At 66.5% G+C, this 16,493-nt stretch carries 13 protein-coding genes; 6 read left to right on the top strand and 7 right to left on the bottom strand.

Features of this window, described 5'->3' with window-relative positions:
• The first annotated feature begins 173 nt into the window (after positions 1-173).
• Complete coding sequence (locus EG885_RS16690) at positions 174-848, top strand: YciE/YciF ferroxidase family protein (RefSeq protein ID WP_131576720.1); 675 nt, start codon at positions 174-176, stop codon at positions 846-848.
• 54 nt (positions 849-902) lie between these two features.
• Here the strand turns inward: EG885_RS16690 and EG885_RS16685 are convergent, their stop codons facing one another.
• Together EG885_RS16685 and EG885_RS16680 are read right to left on the bottom strand one after the other, a co-directional pair.
• Positions 903-1,988, bottom strand: a complete 1,086-nt coding sequence (locus EG885_RS16685) for an extracellular catalytic domain type 1 short-chain-length polyhydroxyalkanoate depolymerase (RefSeq protein WP_131576718.1) — start codon at positions 1,986-1,988, stop codon at positions 903-905.
• A complete protein-coding gene (locus EG885_RS16680; protein ID WP_131576716.1) occupies positions 1,985-2,413 on the bottom strand; it encodes a CopG family transcriptional regulator in 429 nt (142 codons plus the stop codon). Before EG885_RS16680 ends, EG885_RS16685 begins: the two co-directional genes overlap by 4 nt.
• A gap of 340 nt (positions 2,414-2,753) precedes the next feature.
• On the opposite strand from EG885_RS16680, the gene EG885_RS16675 reads away from it, so the two are divergent.
• Entirely contained in the window at positions 2,754-3,002 is a 249-nt protein-coding gene (locus EG885_RS16675) for a hypothetical protein (RefSeq protein ID WP_131576714.1), read from the top strand.
• Here EG885_RS16675 and EG885_RS16670 read toward each other — a convergent pair.
• The 3 genes from EG885_RS16670 to epsE all read right to left on the bottom strand — a co-directional run bounded on the left by EG885_RS16670 (position 2,952) and on the right by epsE (position 6,457).
• Positions 2,952-3,629, bottom strand: coding sequence for a sugar transferase (locus tag EG885_RS16670; RefSeq protein WP_131576712.1), 678 nt, complete (start codon positions 3,627-3,629; stop codon positions 2,952-2,954). The genes EG885_RS16675 and EG885_RS16670 overlap by 51 nt on opposite strands.
• Before the next feature lie 235 nt (positions 3,630-3,864).
• Positions 3,865-5,058, bottom strand: coding sequence for a calcium-binding protein (locus tag EG885_RS16665; RefSeq protein ID WP_131576710.1), 1,194 nt, complete (start codon positions 5,056-5,058; stop codon positions 3,865-3,867).
• A 223-nt stretch (positions 5,059-5,281) separates the two neighbouring features.
• Positions 5,282-6,457: an exopolysaccharide biosynthesis GT4 family glycosyltransferase EpsE gene (epsE, locus tag EG885_RS16660; protein ID WP_131576708.1), complete on the bottom strand. Its 1,176-nt coding sequence runs from the start codon at positions 6,455-6,457 to the stop codon at positions 5,282-5,284.
• Positions 6,458-6,596: 139 nt separating this feature from the next.
• On the opposite strand from epsE, the gene EG885_RS16655 reads away from it, so the two are divergent.
• The 4 genes from EG885_RS16655 to EG885_RS16640 all read left to right on the top strand — a co-directional run bounded on the left by EG885_RS16655 (position 6,597) and on the right by EG885_RS16640 (position 14,146).
• Entirely contained in the window at positions 6,597-7,874 is a 1,278-nt protein-coding gene (locus tag EG885_RS16655) for a glycosyltransferase family 4 protein (protein ID WP_131576706.1), read from the top strand.
• Positions 7,875-8,016: 142 nt separating this feature from the next.
• Positions 8,017-12,027 (top strand): non-ribosomal peptide synthetase, encoded by a 4,011-nt coding sequence (locus tag EG885_RS16650; protein ID WP_165571176.1) that lies wholly within the window; start codon positions 8,017-8,019, stop codon positions 12,025-12,027.
• Positions 12,024-12,920: a WecB/TagA/CpsF family glycosyltransferase gene (locus EG885_RS16645; RefSeq protein WP_242679710.1), complete on the top strand. Its 897-nt coding sequence runs from the start codon at positions 12,024-12,026 to the stop codon at positions 12,918-12,920. Before EG885_RS16650 ends, EG885_RS16645 begins: the two co-directional genes overlap by 4 nt.
• Complete coding sequence (locus tag EG885_RS16640; RefSeq protein ID WP_165571175.1) at positions 12,917-14,146, top strand: glycosyltransferase; 1,230 nt, start codon at positions 12,917-12,919, stop codon at positions 14,144-14,146. Before EG885_RS16645 ends, EG885_RS16640 begins: the two co-directional genes overlap by 4 nt.
• 27 nt (positions 14,147-14,173) lie before the next feature.
• Here EG885_RS16640 and EG885_RS16635 read toward each other — a convergent pair whose 3' ends face one another.
• Both EG885_RS16635 and EG885_RS16630 read right to left on the bottom strand, forming a co-directional pair.
• Complete coding sequence (locus EG885_RS16635; protein WP_242679711.1) at positions 14,174-15,502, bottom strand: oligosaccharide flippase family protein; 1,329 nt, start codon at positions 15,500-15,502, stop codon at positions 14,174-14,176.
• A 2-nt stretch (positions 15,503-15,504) separates the two neighbouring features.
• On the bottom strand, positions 15,505-16,467 hold the full coding sequence (locus EG885_RS16630; RefSeq protein ID WP_131576700.1) for a T9SS C-terminal target domain-containing protein: 963 nt from the start codon (positions 16,465-16,467) through the stop codon (positions 15,505-15,507).
• Between the last annotated feature and the right edge of the window lie 26 nt (positions 16,468-16,493).

Below are 16,493 nucleotides of genomic sequence, written 5' to 3'. Positions count from 1 at the left end.
CAGTCACGCCATCGTTGCCCCCGATGCGGCAATCTGCCGCCTGAAAAGGACAAGGGCGGACCGTCCCGGCGGGTGGGCGAACTTTTGATAAGGGAACATCCCCGCTGCCGGGGCCGTTTCACCGCCAGACCGAACCACCGCGGCCTCTGCGCCGCATCATGAAAGAACAAACCATGACCAAAGCAACCGAAGACACCAAAGCCAAGACCCGCAAAACCGCCCGCGCCGCAGGCGAAAAGGCTGCCAAGGCCACGCCCGACGCCCGCAAGAAGCGTTCGGCCAGCGTGGTCGCCAAGGCTCAGGCTGCGAAGGCCAAGGCGGCAGAGGCCCAGACCGGCGACAAGGGCCTGGCGGATCTGTTCGAACATGCGCTGGCCGACATGTATTATGCCGAGAAAAAGATCTATAAAACCCTGCCCAAGATGATCGAGGCCGCCGATCACCCCGATCTGATCGCAACGCTGACCCATCACCATGAAGAAACCGCCAGCCAGATCGAAACGCTGGAGGCGATCTTTGCCCTGCTGGACAAACAGCCCAAGGCCGAGAAATGCGACGCGATCGATGGCATCCTGAAGGAGGGCGAAAGCCTGCTGGAGGATTTCGGGGCCAGCATCGCGGCGGATGCGGCGATCATCTTCAGCTGCCAGGCGGTCGAGCATTACGAGATCACGCGCTATGGCTCGATGAAGGCCTTTGCCGAGGCGCTTGGCATGGACGAGGCCAAGGCCCATCTGGAGGGGATCCTGGCGCAGGAAAGCGCCGCCGACAGCAAGCTGTCCGAACTGGCCGAGGATTCGGTCAACGATGCTGCAGCAGAATATGATGAAGATCACGCAACCGCTTGATCTGAAATAATTCAGTCAGATAAAAGGGGGCCTCGCGGGCCCCCTTTCCCATGGTCAGTCCAGAAAGAACCGGATCATCGCCTGCGTGGCCGAAGGGCCGGGGGCGGTATGGCTGCCCTGTGGTGCGCCGCCCGACCAGGCGTGGCCCAACCCCTCGACCCGCCAGCTTTCGACCTGCAATTGCCCTTGGGCGTCGCGATAGCGCCAGATGCGGGTATTGCGCCCCTCCAGCCGGGCATCGGCGGCGCGCCGTTGCAGATCGGGCTGCCGGTGCAGCGCCTGTTGCAGGACCGCGTCGCCATTGCGGGGCGAGACCGTCGTGTCGGTCGATCCGTGCAGCACAAACAACCGGCAACCGACACCCTGACCCCGGTCGGACCCGCCCTGCGACATGGCCTGAAACGCCCCGCCCATATCGCGCGCCGCCCCGTTGGGCAGGCCCGAATGGCAGGCGACGGCGCCGAAATCATCGGCAAAGACCGCGCCCAGAATGACCGCCATCGCGCCGCCCGCCGAAAGCCCCGCCGCAAAGCGACGATCTGGCGGGATCGCGAATTCCTGTGCGACGGTGCGGGTCAGATCGGCCAGAAACGCCGCCTCTCCGCCATCCTCGCTGGCATGGCGGGGGTCGAACCATGTCCAGCACTTGTTCATGTTGGCCGCCTGAGGCTGGGCGGGCGCGATGACGATCAGGCGGTGCTGTTCGGCGGCGGCAAGGATGCCGGTGCCCACCGCGAAATCGTCGGGATCCTGCGTGCAGCCATGCAGCAGCAGCAACAGCCCCGCAGGCGGCTGATCATCGGCCAAGGCAGCAGGCAGATAGATGCGGAAATCGCGCGTCTGACCAGCCGCCTGATGGCGCCGCCAGTCCCAGCTGGCGCCTTGCGGCAGATCGGGCAGGGCGGCTGTCTTCATTCCCCCCGACAGTCCCGACAGTCCCGACAGGGACAGACCGGATGTCCCCAGCCCCCCGCTGAAGGCCCCGGCCTTCAGCGCCGACAGGTCAGGACCGCCGCCGGGCAGCGAGGGCATCTGGCCCTGACCCAGCCCGGACTGGATCATCTGGGTCGCCTCGGACAATTGGCCGGCGCGCATCAGGCGGGTGATCTCGGCCATGTTCATGGTGATGGGTTTGGTCATCGGGTTGTTCCTTTCAAAGGACGGCAGGCATCGAGCGCGGCTTTGACCTCGGCGCTGGCCTGAATGGTGCCCAGCACCTCGATCGTGCGCAGGGTCAGGGGGATCAGATCGGCGGGAATGTCGCGGGCGAAACGGGCCAGCCCGATCACCCGCAGATCCAGCATCTGGTTGGCGGCTTGCAGCGCCCGCAATTCGGTCAGCGTCACATCGCGCAGGCCCATGACGAAATCGTCGCGGATGATGGTCGGTGCCACGGCGGTGTCGTGGCGGTCCAGTTGCGCCCGGATCGCGGTGCGGATCAGGTCGCTGCGACTGGCATAGAACCCCTCGCGGACCAGCAGATCGATTCGGCCCAGATCCACGAAACCAAGGTTGATGGTGATCTTTTCGGTGTCGGCGGTGCGGGCGGGGGATGGTGTGGCCATGGCTGCTCCTCTGTCTACCATCCATATGGATGGTACTGAGGGGCATTGCGAGTTGATCTATATCAGTCGCAGGGCACTCAATGGGCCGCAACGGCCTTGGCGCTGCCGTCGCAGTTTGCCACAAAGCCTACAGCTTTGGCTTTAGTGGCGCAGCGGCTACTCAACCTTGGGGAATGATGATCAGGGGAATGAATATGTCTGTTTTTCATTGCAAAGCATATTTTCTGTGCCAGAACGGGCCATCGCCCGACCGCAAAATGCCAGGAACTGCGCGTTCCGGCTTTCCAATTGACGACTTGGTGATAAGATCGACCCGCATACGCTGAGGAGGCGTGCACATATGCTTATCGGAATGCTGGGAATTTCCGTCGTCGTCAGCCTTGCATCAACGCTGGTGCTGGTGATGAACGGATATGGTCTGCCAGCGGCGTTCCTGTACGGCTATGTGGGGGGCGGCGTTGCCTCGATGGTCGTGTTGGCCACCGCGCGTGTGCTGTGCGACCGCCTCAGCCAGCGGACCGGACGGCGGCGCGAGAGCCTAGCACCCCGTACAGCGCATCACAATCCGGAAGGTCCGTATAATCAGTGACAGGTCCGTCGACAGGCTGATGTCCTCGCTGTAGCGCTGATCATAGACCGAGCGTGCGGCAAAGGTCGTGCCGTTTCGTTCAGAGACCTGCCACAGACCCGTCAGGCCCGGACGGTGCAAGGCATAGCTGGCGCCGGGATACAGATCGCGCTGCTCGGGCATCATCGGGCGCGGGCCGACAAGGCTCATCTGACCCAAAAGCACATTCAGCAGCTGCGGCAGTTCATCGACCGAAGATTTGCGAAGATAGCGCCCCACACGGGTGATCCGCGGATCGTTGCGCAACTTTTGATCGCGATCCCATTCCTCGCGGGCGGCCGGATCGGCCTGCAGATGCGCCGCCAGCAGCGCGTCGGCGCCGGGGCGCATGGTGCGGAACTTGACGATGCGGAATGGGTGCCAGTTTCGGCCCAGCCTGCGCTGGACATAAAGCGGCGATCCGCCATCCAGCATGATCAGCAAAGCCACCATCAGCATCAGCGGCAGCACGAAGGGCAGGGCCATCAGGATCAACAGGGTATCCAGAATGCGCTTGCCGCCCTTCGTGTAAAGACCCTGTGTATCAAGCGTCAGCCCAAGCGAAGGATCGGATGCCAGCGCTCCCTGGATCTCGTCACGGTTAACCATCAACAACCCCGGCCCTGACCAGAAAAATAACATGTGCGAGATCGCAGCCCAATATCGGTCATTGGCTGCAAGACCTTTGTACCAGCGCAGGGGTTTTTTACAAGTTATCCGAAAGGAGAGGTTTGGTTCAGATAGCCGAAAGGACAGGGCGGCAGCCATGCCGCGCCCTGTCCTTTTGGATATGTTTCCCGCCCGCATGCTGCCTTTTCAGGCAATCGGCACGGGCAGAGGCGGTTCAGATAAAGTCGAACTCGCCAGACAGCAGAACCGTGTCGCCCCGGCCAAAATCCAGCAGCGTGCCTTGGTTGATCTCGCGCGCGGAGTAATCGCGACCGCCCAGATCCAGCACGTCCAGACCGGCGTCAAAGCCATAGACCGTGTCCTGCCCATCGCCCCGGCGGAAGATCAGTGTGTCGCGGTCGCCGTCGCCATTGCGCCCGTCGCCGACCCACAATTCATCATCACCCTGTCCGCCGCGCAGCGTGTCACGGCCTTCGGATCCGTCCAGCGTGTCATTGCCGCTGCTGCCGATCAGCACGTCATGGCCCCACCGGGCGTTCAGATTGACACCCCTGTCCCCTACGACCCGTGCGTCCGAAGCGTCAAAGGTGTCGTTGCCCGCATGGGTCCATGCCAGCTCGAACCCGTCGAACCGCAGGCTGGCATCGCCGCCGATATTGGTTTCCGCCGTGCCCGAAAAGCTGCCATCGGCCCGGACGCGGGTGATGTCGACCTCGACCCCGCGGATGCCGCGCTCTTCGTTCGAGGGCCAGACATCGCCATCCTTGATCCAGATGTTGATCAGGTCGTTGCCGGCACCGCCCCAGATCCGGTCATGGCCCGGATTGTGCTGATTGTCGCCATTGCCCCACCGGATGTTTTCATCCCCGGCGCCGCCCCAGATCCGGTCGTTGCCGGTGCTGGAATGGATAAAGTCATTGCCGCCGCCTGCGCGGATCTGGTCGTTGCCCGGGCCGCCGTCGATCACATCGTCATAGCGCGAGCCAAAGATCTTGTCATTGCCGCCGCCGCTGAAGATCGACAGCCCGTGGGTCGGCGTGCCGTCATGGGACGGATTCGGCAAAGCCAGCCGCCCATCGATGACATCCTTGCTGTCGGTCCCGAAAAGCCGTTCGATTCCGGTAAAGTTCAGCAGGTTGCCACCGATCCGGGCGGTCCCGTTTTCGGTGGTCAGAAAGGAAACCGATGCGCCGGACGATCCATCCAGAAACAGCCGGTCGCCGCCGGGATTGCCGGGGGTGTAGGGATTCGAATCGTACCGCTCGCCCCGGTCGCCACCGTGATAAGTGTCGTTTCCGCGACCGCCGCTCCAGTAAAAGCTGTCATCGCCGTCCAGACCCCAAACGACGTCGTTTCTGGATGTGCCGGTCAGACTGTCGCCCCTGTTCGAGCCTCTGATAATCGCCATGTCTTTCTCCGATCCTGTCCACTTTTCTGTTGCTTAGACCAGAAGTCAGACCCAAACCCGAGCGAACTGCTCGGGTCGGTATGGCCGGGCGGGTTCTCGCAAAAGTGAGAATTTTTTCAGCGAAATTTTGCCGCTTCGACACGGGCATATAGGGCATTATAGGGCTTGTGGTTGCAAGGGCCGACGATCTGCGCTGCCGCAGGACGAAAAGCCGACGCGCCGGTCAGCCTTCGTCGATGCGCGCCAACAGCTTTCGGGCGTTGGCATGGCTGTCGAACAGCGATTCGGCCGAGGCCCGGGCCGCCTGTCCCATCCGCGCCGCCAGATCGGGATCGCGGGCCAGCCGGGTCAGCCGGTTGGCAATGGCGCCCACGTCCTGTTGATCGACCAGAAAGCCGTCCGTTCCGTCGGTGATCATGTCGGGCGTGCCGCCGATGCGCGAACAGATGACCGGCAGGCCGCAGGACATCGCCTCCATCACCGTGACCGGCGCGGCCTCGCCCTGACCGATCGAGGTCAAGGCCAGCGCATCGACGCGGTGCAGCAGCGCCAGCACGCCGTCTTCGTCCAGCGCGCCCAGCATATGGACCTGGCCCTTCAGGCCAAGCCGCGCGATCTCGGCCTGAATGGCGGGGCCTTCGGACCCGTCGCCCGCAATGTGATAATCGACCTGCAGGCCCTGATCGCGCAGCTGCGCCATGGCCTGCAGGAAAAAGCGGTGGCCCTTGACCGGGTTCAGCCGTGCCACGGTGGCGACGGTCAGGGACGGATTGGCCGGATGCGGGCGCGGGGCAAAGCGCGCGCAATCGACGCCCATCCAGATCACCGGCGCGTCGGTCGCGGGGCTGACATCGGCGATCTGCTGCGCCAGCGGACGGGTGACGGCAGCGACGAAGCGGGCATGCTTCATCTTGGCCGCATGATCGGTGCCATAGACGGGCAGATCGCCATGCAGGGTCAGGCTGTAGGGCAGATCGCCCAAAATCCACGCCAGCGCCCCCAGATGGGCGGCATTGGCGCAGGAATGGATGTGCAGATGCGTGACCCCGTGACGCCGCGCGTCGGCCACCAGCATCGCCGCAGACGGCAACAGCGCCATCAGCTTGGCCCGGCCCATCGCGCCGGTCTGATCCAGCCCGGCCAGATAGGCCAGCGCCCGTCCCGCCCGACCCGGAGGGGCCAGCAGCCGCAAGGCTGTCGGCCCCAAGCGCGGCGGGAACAGATAGGTCGTGCGCCGTGTGGCGGCATCGGCAAAGGCGTGGGGGCAGGAACCGGGCGCGGGGCGGCGCGTCGAATACAGGCGCACGGGCCTGCCCGCCGCCTCGATCGCCGCGATCTCTCGCCAGAAGAAGGCATGCGTCTGACCCGGAAATTCGGGCACCAGATATCCAAGGGTCATCGGGCTTTGTCCTGCGTCAGGGGGTGGCAAGGGCTGTGGCGCGCAAACATGGTGATGGCCTCGGTTGAATAACTGAACTATCTTTCCGCCGTCTTACGCTTTTGCCCATGCTTGGGCGAGCCTGTTGTGAAAGGTTGCCATGTCCCCCCTGCGCCCCCGCGTTCTTGCCATTGCCGAGGCTGCCAATCCCGAATGGGTTTCGGTCCCGCTGGTGGGCTGGTCCCTGGCCGATGCGCTGCGGCGCCGGGCCGATGTGCATATCGTCACCCAGACCCGCAACCGCGACGCCTTTCTGCGCGCGGGCCTGACCGAGGGCACCGATTTCACCGCCATCGACAGCGAGGCCGTGGCCGCCCCCATGTACAAGCTGGCCAGCCTGCTGCGCATGGGCAGCGGCAAGGGCTGGACGATGGTCACGGCCATCGCGGCGCTTGGCTATCCCTATTTCGAACATCTGGTCTGGAAACGCTTTGGCGCCGATATCCGGGCCGGAAAATTCGATCTGGTCCATCGCATCACGCCCTTGTCGCCCACCATTGCCTCGTCTCTGGCGCCCAGGGTGGCGGCGGCGGGGGTGCCCTTCGTGCTGGGACCGCTGAATGGCGGGGTGCCCTGGCCCAAGGGGTTCGAGGCCGAGCGGCGCCGCGAACATGAATGGTTGTCCTATGTGCGCGGCGCCTATCGGCTGAACCCGTCGCACCGGCGGATGCTGCGATCGGCGGCGCTGATCATCGCCGGATCGCGCCACACCGCCAGCGAGATCCCGGCCCCCTATCAGGACAAGACCGTCTGGCTGCCCGAAAACGCCATCGATCCGGCGCGGTTCAACCTGACCTCGGCCCAGGATCTGACCGGGCCGCTGCGCGCCTGTTTCGTGGGCCGGCTGGTGCCCTACAAGGGCCCGCATATGTTGCTGGAGGCGGCGGCGCCGCTGATCCGCGCGGGGCGGCTGGTGCTGGACATCGTCGGCGACGGGCCGATGGCGGGCGATCTGCGCGCCCATGCCGACAGCCTGCAGATCGCCGATGGGGTAACGTTTCACGGCAATCTGCCCCATGATCAGGTCCAGCAGGTGCTGGCGCAGGCGAACCTGATGACCTTCCCCTCGATCCGCGAATTCGGCGGCGGCGTGGTGCTGGAGGCGATGGCCCTGGGCGTCGTGCCGATGGTCGTCGATTATGCCGGCCCCGGAGAGTTGGTGACCGACCAGACCGGCTATCTGATCCCGGTGGGCGCGCGCCCGCAGATCGTCGAGGGGTTCCGCACGGCGCTGCAGGCGCTGGCCGACGATCCCCACGCCCTGCCGGTCAAGGCGGCGGCGGCCCGGGCTACGGCGCTGTCGGATTTCACATGGGATGCCAAGGCGGCCCGGATCGTGGCGATGTACGACCGGCTGCTGGCCGCGCGGCAGGTCTGAGGGTCGTCCATCGACGTTGGTTGTGCGCCACGCTCCACACGCAACCGTTTGACTTGACAGACGGACATCGTGCTGGCACGCCGGACCTTTAGGTGAACCAGTGCGTTTACACGGTGATCTTTGTTGGAACAGGCGCATGCAGATGAAATCGAAATCCCCGGCAGCCCGCAGGGCTGTGGATGACATGCGTGATCTGGGCCCCGCCACAGACAGCCAATTGGCATTTCTGCTGCCCACCGCATCGGGGTCCGCTTGGGCGCATCTGGAACAGATCGTCGCGGATGCGTCTGACGACATCCTTCACCCCGACCATCTGAAAGAGGCATGGACCACGCTGGCCCTGCGCCACGAGGCGCTGCGGACCGTGCTGCGCGCCGATCGCGACGGGCAGGTCCGGCTGCTGGTTCAGGACCAGCCGGTGGTCGATCTGCGGCTGCACGATATCTCGGGCGTGGCGGCGGATGCCCAGGGGGCGATGACCGAGGCAGTGCTGAAGGCCGACCGCGACGCCGGGGCCGATCCGGCAACCGCCCCCGCATGGCGGGTGACGCGCATCGATCTGGGCGGCGGGCGGGCGCGCATGGTCTGGACCATCCATCACGCCCTGACCGACGGCACCAGCATCGAACTGGTGCTGTCCCAGCTGTGGTATCTGCTGACCGGGCGCGACAGCGCAGGCCGCGCCGCGCCGCTGGCGCCGGGTTTCGCCGAGGCCATCGAGGCGCGCCGCACCGACCCGAAGGCAGCACAGGCGGCCTTTGGCCCGATGCTGGCGGATGGCGATCTGGCAGCGCCATTACCGGTTCGCGCCTCCGAAGGGCAGGGCCGCATGGCGCATCTGTCCGGCGCGCTGCCCGCCGCGCGCGCTCAAGGACTGCGCCACAGCTGCGAGGCCTCGGGTGCCACGGTCCTGAACGCCGTGCAGGCCGCATGGGCGCTGGTGCTGGCGCGCTGGACGGGCCGCATGGGCGCGGCCTTCGGGCTGGTCGAATCCGGTCGCACCGATCCTGCGACCCGCGATGTCGTGGGCTGCCTGATCGCCACCCTGCCGATGCAGGTGCGGCTGGACGATCTGGACGGCGCGGGCGCACTGCTGTCGCGGATGCGCGATCTGACGCTGCAGCTGCGTCCCCATGCGGGTGTCACCCAGACCGAGATCCGCCGCCTCAGCGGGCGCAGCGGGGCCGAGGCCCTGTATGACACCGTGGTGATGTATCAGCGCGGCACGCTTGGCTCGCGGCTGGCCGATCTGGGCTGCGGCTGGACCGGCCTGCGGCTGCTGGAGGAAGGCACCGCCCTGATCACCCTGTCGGTCCATGACGAGGCCCGCCGCGCCCCGCGCAATGGCGCCGGGGCCGAGGATATGCTGCAGCTGGGCATGGAATACGACCCCGCGCGGCTGTCCGGTGACCGGGCCCGGCAGATGCTGGATCACCTGACCGGGTTGCTGGACGCCATCGGGCAGGCCGGTCCCGCCACGCCCCTGTCGGATCTGGCGATGCTGAGCCCGGAGGAACAGGCAGAGCTGCTGACCCTCGGCGCGCCCGAGGGTCTTCCGGCGGCCTCATCCCCCTGCATCGCCGCCCGCTTCGAAACCATCGCCCGCACCCGACCCGCCGATCCCGCGCTGATCGACGCCGCGACCGGGACGACGCTGGATTTCGCCGCGCTGGATCGTCGCGCCAATGCGCTGGCATGGCAGTTGGCCAAGGCGGGCACGGGCGACGGTCATGTCGTGGCGGTGGCCCTGCCGCGCGGCGTGGATCAGATCGCCGCGATGCTGGCCGTGCTGAAGGTCGGCGCGGGCTTTCTGATGCTGGATACCGATCAGACGCCCGACTATCTGACGGGGCTGTTGCAGGGCGCCAGCCCGCATGCGCTGATCGCGCCCGAAACCTCGCCCTTGGCACAGCCCGGGACGGCGGGCGACATGACCCATATCGTGCCTGCGGGCGATGTGGCCGCGACCGCCCCGCCGCGCCCGGCGCCCCAGGCCGACCGGATGGCCTATGTCATCTATACCTCGGGATCGACGGGACGGCCCAAGGGCGTGATCGGGCTGACCGGCGCGCTGTCGGCCCATGCCGATGCGGTGGCGCGGCGGTTCGGTCTGCGCCCCGGCGACCGGGTGCTGCAATTCGCGGCGCCCGGTTTCGACGTCATGCTGGAAGAGGTCTGGCCGACCCTGCTGGCCGGGGCCTTGGTGGTGATCCGCGACGACCGGCCAACGGCCTCGATCGCGGGGCTGCTGGACCTGGCCGATCAGCATCGGGTGACGGTCCTGAACCTGCCCGCCAGCTATTGGCACCATCTGGCGGCCGAACTGGATGCCGCGACCGATGACGACGCGGCCTTGCCCACCAGCCTGCGCCTGCTGGTCACGGGCAGCGAACGGATCTCGCCCGCCGCGTGGCGGCAATGGCAGCGGCTGGCACCCACGGTGGCCTTCTTCAACGCCTATGGCCCGACCGAGGCGACGATCACCTGCGCCGCATGGCGGGGCGAACCCCTGCCCGAGGGGGCAGAGCTGCCCATCGGTCGCCCGATGGATCACGCCCGCCTGATCCTGCGCGCCCCCGACGGCACCCTGACCCCCAAAGGCGGTGAGGGTGAACTGTGGATCGGCGGCGCCGCCGTCGCGGGCGGCTATCTGGGCGACCCGGACCGCACGGCCTTGGTCTTCGAAGCCGATCCGTGGATCCCCGAAGGCCGCCTTTACCGCAGCGGCGACCGCGCCCGCTGGTCGGGCGACGGGCAGCTGATGTTTCTGGGACGCGGCGACCGGCAGGTCAAGCTGCGCGGTCACCGGATCGAACTGGGCCAGATCGAATCCGTCCTTCTGGAACAGGCGGGCATCAGCGAATGCTTTGTCGATCTGGATGCCGGTCCGCCCGCGCGCCTGCTGGCATGGGTGGTGACCGACCCGAGCACCGATCCGGGCACCGATCTGGCAGCGACCAGCGCCCGGATCGCGTCCCATCTGCCCGCCTATATGCTGCCCCGGCTGATCGGGGTCGCGGCCCTACCGGTCACGCCCAACGGCAAGATCGACCGCCGCAACCTGCCGCGCCCGGCCCCGGTCGTGCGGCCCGTCGATGACGGCCCCGCCGATCGGGATGCGGTAACCATCGCCGCCTGCATGGCCGAGCTGCTGGACCATGAGCATGTCCCGGTCGATGCCGATTTCTATGATCTGGGCGGCGACAGCCTGCTGGCCCTGCGGCTGGTCAGCATGGTGCGCGCACGCACCGGCATCCAGCTGCAGACGACCGACCTGATGCGCCAGTCCAGCCCGCAGGATCTGGCGCGCCTGTCGCGGCAATCCTCGGCCCGGCCGCGCGCGCTGGTCACCACGCAGGGCGCGGGCCACCATATCCCGGTGATCGCGGTGCATGTGCTGGGCCGCAATCAGGCCCTGTTCCGCCCCCTGTCCGAGGCGCTTGGCCCCGATTATCCGTTCTGGGGCCTGACCATCGGCGTCCCCGAGGATCTGGACCAGATCGACGTGCGCGAAACCGCCCGGATCTATTTCGAGGAATTGCAGGACCATGCCCCCGGCCAGCCGGTCTGCCTGATCGCCGTGTCGATGGCATCCTATTTCGCCTTTGAACTGGCGCGCCTGCTGCGCGAGGCGGGCCGCGAGGTTCCGGTGCTGGCTTTGCTGGATGCCGCAGGACCGGACGGGCGTCCGGCGCTGACGGGCCTCGTGGACAGGCTGCGCGCGCATCTGGGGCAGCTGCGCCGCCATGGCCGCGATCACCTGCGCGCCATGCTGGATCACCGCCGCGCCAATCGCGAACTGGCCCGTCATGCCAAGGCGCGCATGCAGGCCGACGGCCAGCCCGCCCCCCTGAACATGGAAGAGCTGATTCAGGCCAATGTTCAGGCGGTCGATGCCTATCAGCCCCCCGATTATGGCGGGCGGATCACCGTCTTTCGCGCCGATCGCGCCTTCTGGGACGCGCCGGACGCCTTGCGGAACGGGCTGGGCTGGGCATCGGTGGCCAAGGGCGGATGGGATCTGCACGACCTGCCCGGCACCCATCTGTCGATCCTGCAGCCCGGCAATGTCGAGGCTTTGGCAGATCACATGCGCCGCCTGATCGGTCAGGCCGAGGCTGAGGGAACGGCCACGGGCGGGGCGGTGTCATGAAGCAGACCACCGGAATGCGTGACAGCGCGCAGGGCCACGCGGCCGGATTGTCGCCGGACGAAACAGAGGATGCCGGATTGTCCATGCACCATTCGGAAGACGGGCCAGAGCCCGGAAGTGATGAGGAAGAGATGATGACATTTCATGTGGGCGGCGCGCGCGTGTCGCTGACCGTGCCGGATCGTGACAGCCTGCTGACGATCATCGCGCGGCGCCTGCAACAGGGTCGTGGATTTGCACTGGCCACGATGAATGTCGATCATCTGGAAAAGCTGCACAGCGATGCCCGCTTCCGCGAGGCTTATGCCGCGCACGACCTTATCGTCGCGGATGGCAATCCGATCGTCTGGCTGGCGCGGATGGGCGGGCATCAGGTCTCGCTGGTGCCGGGGTCCGATCTGGTCCAGCCCCTGTGCCAGATCGCGACCGGCAAGGGTCGATCGGTCGCCATCGTCGCGGGAACGATGGATTCGGGCGAGGCCGCAGCGCGGCGCCTGATCAATCGCGTGCCGGGCCTGCGCATCGCCGTGGTGCTGGCCCCCGGCTTCCCCTTTGATCCCCATGGCCCCGAGGCCGATGGCATCATCGACCAGCTGGCCCAAAGCGGCGCTGGCCTTTGCCTGTTGGGGATCGGTGCGCCGCGTCAGGAAATCCTGGCCTCGCGGCTGCGGGCGCGTTGTCCGGGGATGGGCATTGCCTCGGTCGGGGCAGGCATCGATTTCGTTGCCGGGCGTCAGAAACGGGCGCCCAAGGTGATGCAGCAGATGCGGATCGAATGGCTGTGGCGCGCGGGACTGAACCCGATCCGCCTTGGGCCGCGCTATCTGAAGGGCGCGATGATCCTGCCCGGCCATGCCCGCCGCGCGCTGTCGTCCCGGCGCAGATCCGCATGAAGCCCCGGTTGATTCTGGTTCCCTCGGTCCATGTGGTGCGGGATGCCGAGGGCTTGCGCATGGACGACAAGTTCATCGAAGGCATCCGCATGTTCGCGCGCGAATGGGATGGCCCGGTGCGCGTGGTGATCCGCGAATATGACGGGGCGCTGCCCTTTTCGCGCCGGATCGATCCCGCCGATCTGCCCTGCGAGCTGCGCGTGATCGGCCCCGAGATCCCGATCACCCCCGAGGATCTGCAGGGCGGCGACATCGTTCTGGCCGCCGCCGACGATTTTCGCCAGATGAGCCTGCCGCCGGTCTGCGCCGCCGTGGGCGCGCGGCTGGTCTATGCGATCGAATATGATCTGGCGACGCGGATGGCAGTGTCGCAGATGGATCTGGCGACGCTGCGCCCGCTGAAGCGTCTGTTGCGAACGCTGCGCGCGAAACAATGGCTGCTCAGCCATGAACGCCGGTTGCGCCGGGCGCTGCGGGCCGCCGACGGGGTGCAGGCCAACGGCTTTCCGGCATGGACGGCCTATCGCGGCCTCAGCGCCAGCCCGTGTCTGTATCTGGACGGGCGGATGTCGCGGGATGCGATGGCCACCCCCGCCGATCAGGCGCGCCGCGCGGCGCAGACCGGGCCTTTGCGGATCGTGCATGCCGGGCGGCTGATCGCGATGAAGGGATCGCAGGATCTGGTCCCCTTCGCGCAGGCGCTGCGCGATGAAGGCGTCGATTTCACGCTGGACATCTTTGGCACCGGCCCCATGCGCGCGCCGATGGCCGCCGATTTGGCCCGCCTTGGTCTGGGCGGCGAGGCGGACCTGCCCGGCGGTCAGCCCGGCCCCGTGCGCCTGCACCAGCCCGTCGATTTCAGCACCGAACTGGTGCCGTGGATGCGCGACAAGGCCGATCTGTTCGTGGCCTTTCATCGCCAGTCAGACCCGTCCTGCAGCTATCTGGAGGCGATGGGCTGCGGGCTGGCCGTCATGGGCAGCAGCAATGCGATGTGGACGGAACTGGCCAAGCAGTCGCAGGGCGGTTGGGTGGCCCCGATGGGCCAGCCTGCCACCATGGCCCGCCAGATCGCCGCGCTGAACCGGACCGACATCATGACAGCGGGCGAACGGGCGCTGCACTATGCGCAGGATCACGATTTCGACCGGGAATTCGCCCGGCGCATCGATCATCTGCGCCAGCTGGCTCCGGCCCTGACGCCCGCGCAGCACGCCAGCACCTGAGAGGTCGCGTCCAAGGGGCGCAGCCCCTCAGACCAGCAGGAGCGCCGTCAGGATCAGGCCCGCGATGGCAAAACCCAGATCGTGCCAGCCGTCCCAGACCCCGTGGCGGCGCGCGATGCGCACCAGCATCGGATAGGCCAGAACCGCCGCCATCGCCTGACCGGCCAGGGCGCCGGGAATGCCCGCCTGCCACGCGCCAAGCGTGAACAGCGACAAAAACAGCACCGCCCGCACCAGCGTCACCCAGAAGAACCCACGCGAATCCCCGCCTGCCAGCGCCGCCTGATCATAGGACAGCCCGACCAGCGACGGGATGCTGGCCAGCGCGATCAGCGTCACCAGCGGCCCGGCGGATTGATAGCGTTCGTCATACATCAGCGCCACCAGATCGGCGCCAAAGGTCGCCAGCAGTGCCAGAAGCACCATGAAGCTGGCGGTCATCGCGGTGCGCATCAGCCGCAGCCGGTGCATCCTGTGGGGGGTCGGATCTTCTGCCGTGGCGCGATAGATCGGGATCATCACCCGCGATATCACCGCCACCCCCAGCATCAGCGGAAAGCTGGCCAGGAAAAAGGCGATGTTATAGATGCCCAGATCGGTCAGGCTCAGCAGCCGCGCCAGCACCGCCTTGTCGCCCTGCGAGATCGCAAAACCCACCACGGTCGAGGGCAGGATCCATTTGCCGAAACTGATCAGCTCGGCCGCGCAATCGGCATCCCACCGGAACCGGTTCGACGGCCCCGGCATCAGCCATTGCACCATCGCCACCTTGACCAGCGCGCCGATGATCAGCCCGATGACCAGCGCCCAGGCCGATCCCAGCAGGGCTGCCAGAATGATCGTGATCGCGGTCGTGATGGCCGCGACCGCCAGTTCCACCATCGTCAGGCGGCCCATGCGCAAATGGCGGTTCGCGGTCTCGACCTTGGTGGCCAGCAGACCGAAGATCACCGTCGTCGTGGCCGCGACCGGCAGGAACCAGACCAGTTCGGGCACGTCATAGAATCGCGCCGCAGGCACCGCCAGAATGCAGCAGCCCAGCCACAGAACGACCCCCCGGATCGCCTGCATGGTAAAGGCGGTGTCCAGAAAGGTGCGGTCGTCGCCGCGCTTGCTTTGCAGGATCGCGGGCGTGATGCCCACATCCGAGAAATTGTTCAGGCCCTGAATGATGACCATGATCAGGGTCATCAGGCCGAAGGTTTCGGGAAACAGCAACCGCGTCAGAATCAGGTTGGACACCAGCCTGATCGCCTGCATCCCGCCAAAGCTGATGATCGTCAGCGCCGATCCCCGCGCCGCCCGCTGCACAAGGGATTCGCCGCTGAACAGCAGCCCGATCCGCGCCCGCAGCACGCTCAACGTGCCTCGTCTTGGGCGGTGACGGCGTCACGCAGGCCCGCATCCTGCAGCAGGGTCCAGACCCGGTCGGCGGTGTCGTCATAGGCCGCCGCAAAGGCCGGGTCGATCGTGTCGGGCAGGGGCAGTCCTTTCGGCGGCGGCGCCTGATAGATCCAGCCATAGGTGATCATCGCAGCCAGCAGATAGATCGTTTCGGTGCCGTGCGGCGACAGGTCGGAATACAGCGCCTCGACCGGGATCTGCGACAGGGGTTCCTGCGACAGCACTTGCGACATGACGCGGCCCACGGGGATCAGATCCACCCGCGCCTCGGGACGCAGGGCGGCCAGACGGGCGACGTAATCGTCGTACCAGCGGGCATAGGCGCCCTGTGCATGGCGGTGATACTGCGCCATCTCGCGCGATGTGGCGGGAAAGCTGCGGGCATAGGGATGCAGATCGGCCCAGCCCTCATAGATCAGGAATTGCGGCGCATCGGCATGGGCCATCACCCAGTCCACCACCCCCATCGTCGCCCCAAGCGGCGAGGCACCGTCGGGATTGTCGCCCTGATAGGGGCGATCGGCGCGGTCGTACTGGATGAAATTCTCGGGGTTCATGATGACCGTGTCGAAACCGGCGCTGCGGAAATCGCCTTGATCTGGCTGCCACGCCTTGTCGACCCGGGCGAAATGCCAGTTGGTCTGGGGCGGCAGTTCGGTGGCGAACTGGCGCGGAAAGCCGAACCGCCCGTCAGCTGCAAAATCCCGCCCCTCATGGTCTGCCATCACCGCCAGCCAATGCGGCACGGTCGTTTCGTCCGTGTCGGTCAGGTGGTGGATCAGACTGTTGCCAAAGAAATAGATCCGCGCCTCGTCCCGGCCCCCGACAGGCGCATTGGCCGATACGGACAGGGGCGACAGGACAAGCGCGAGCGCGGTCGAGAGGGCTGCGAGGGGGCGCAGGATCAGGCAGGTCATGAAACGTCTCCGGTTCCGGGGTCTGA

It is taken from the genome of Paracoccus nototheniae (assembly GCF_004335005.1).
Classification (GTDB): Bacteria; Pseudomonadota; Alphaproteobacteria; order Rhodobacterales; family Rhodobacteraceae; genus Paracoccus; species Paracoccus nototheniae.
The sequence above is the reverse complement of the archived record's forward strand: the minus strand, read 5'-3'. Positions and strand labels throughout refer to the sequence as shown.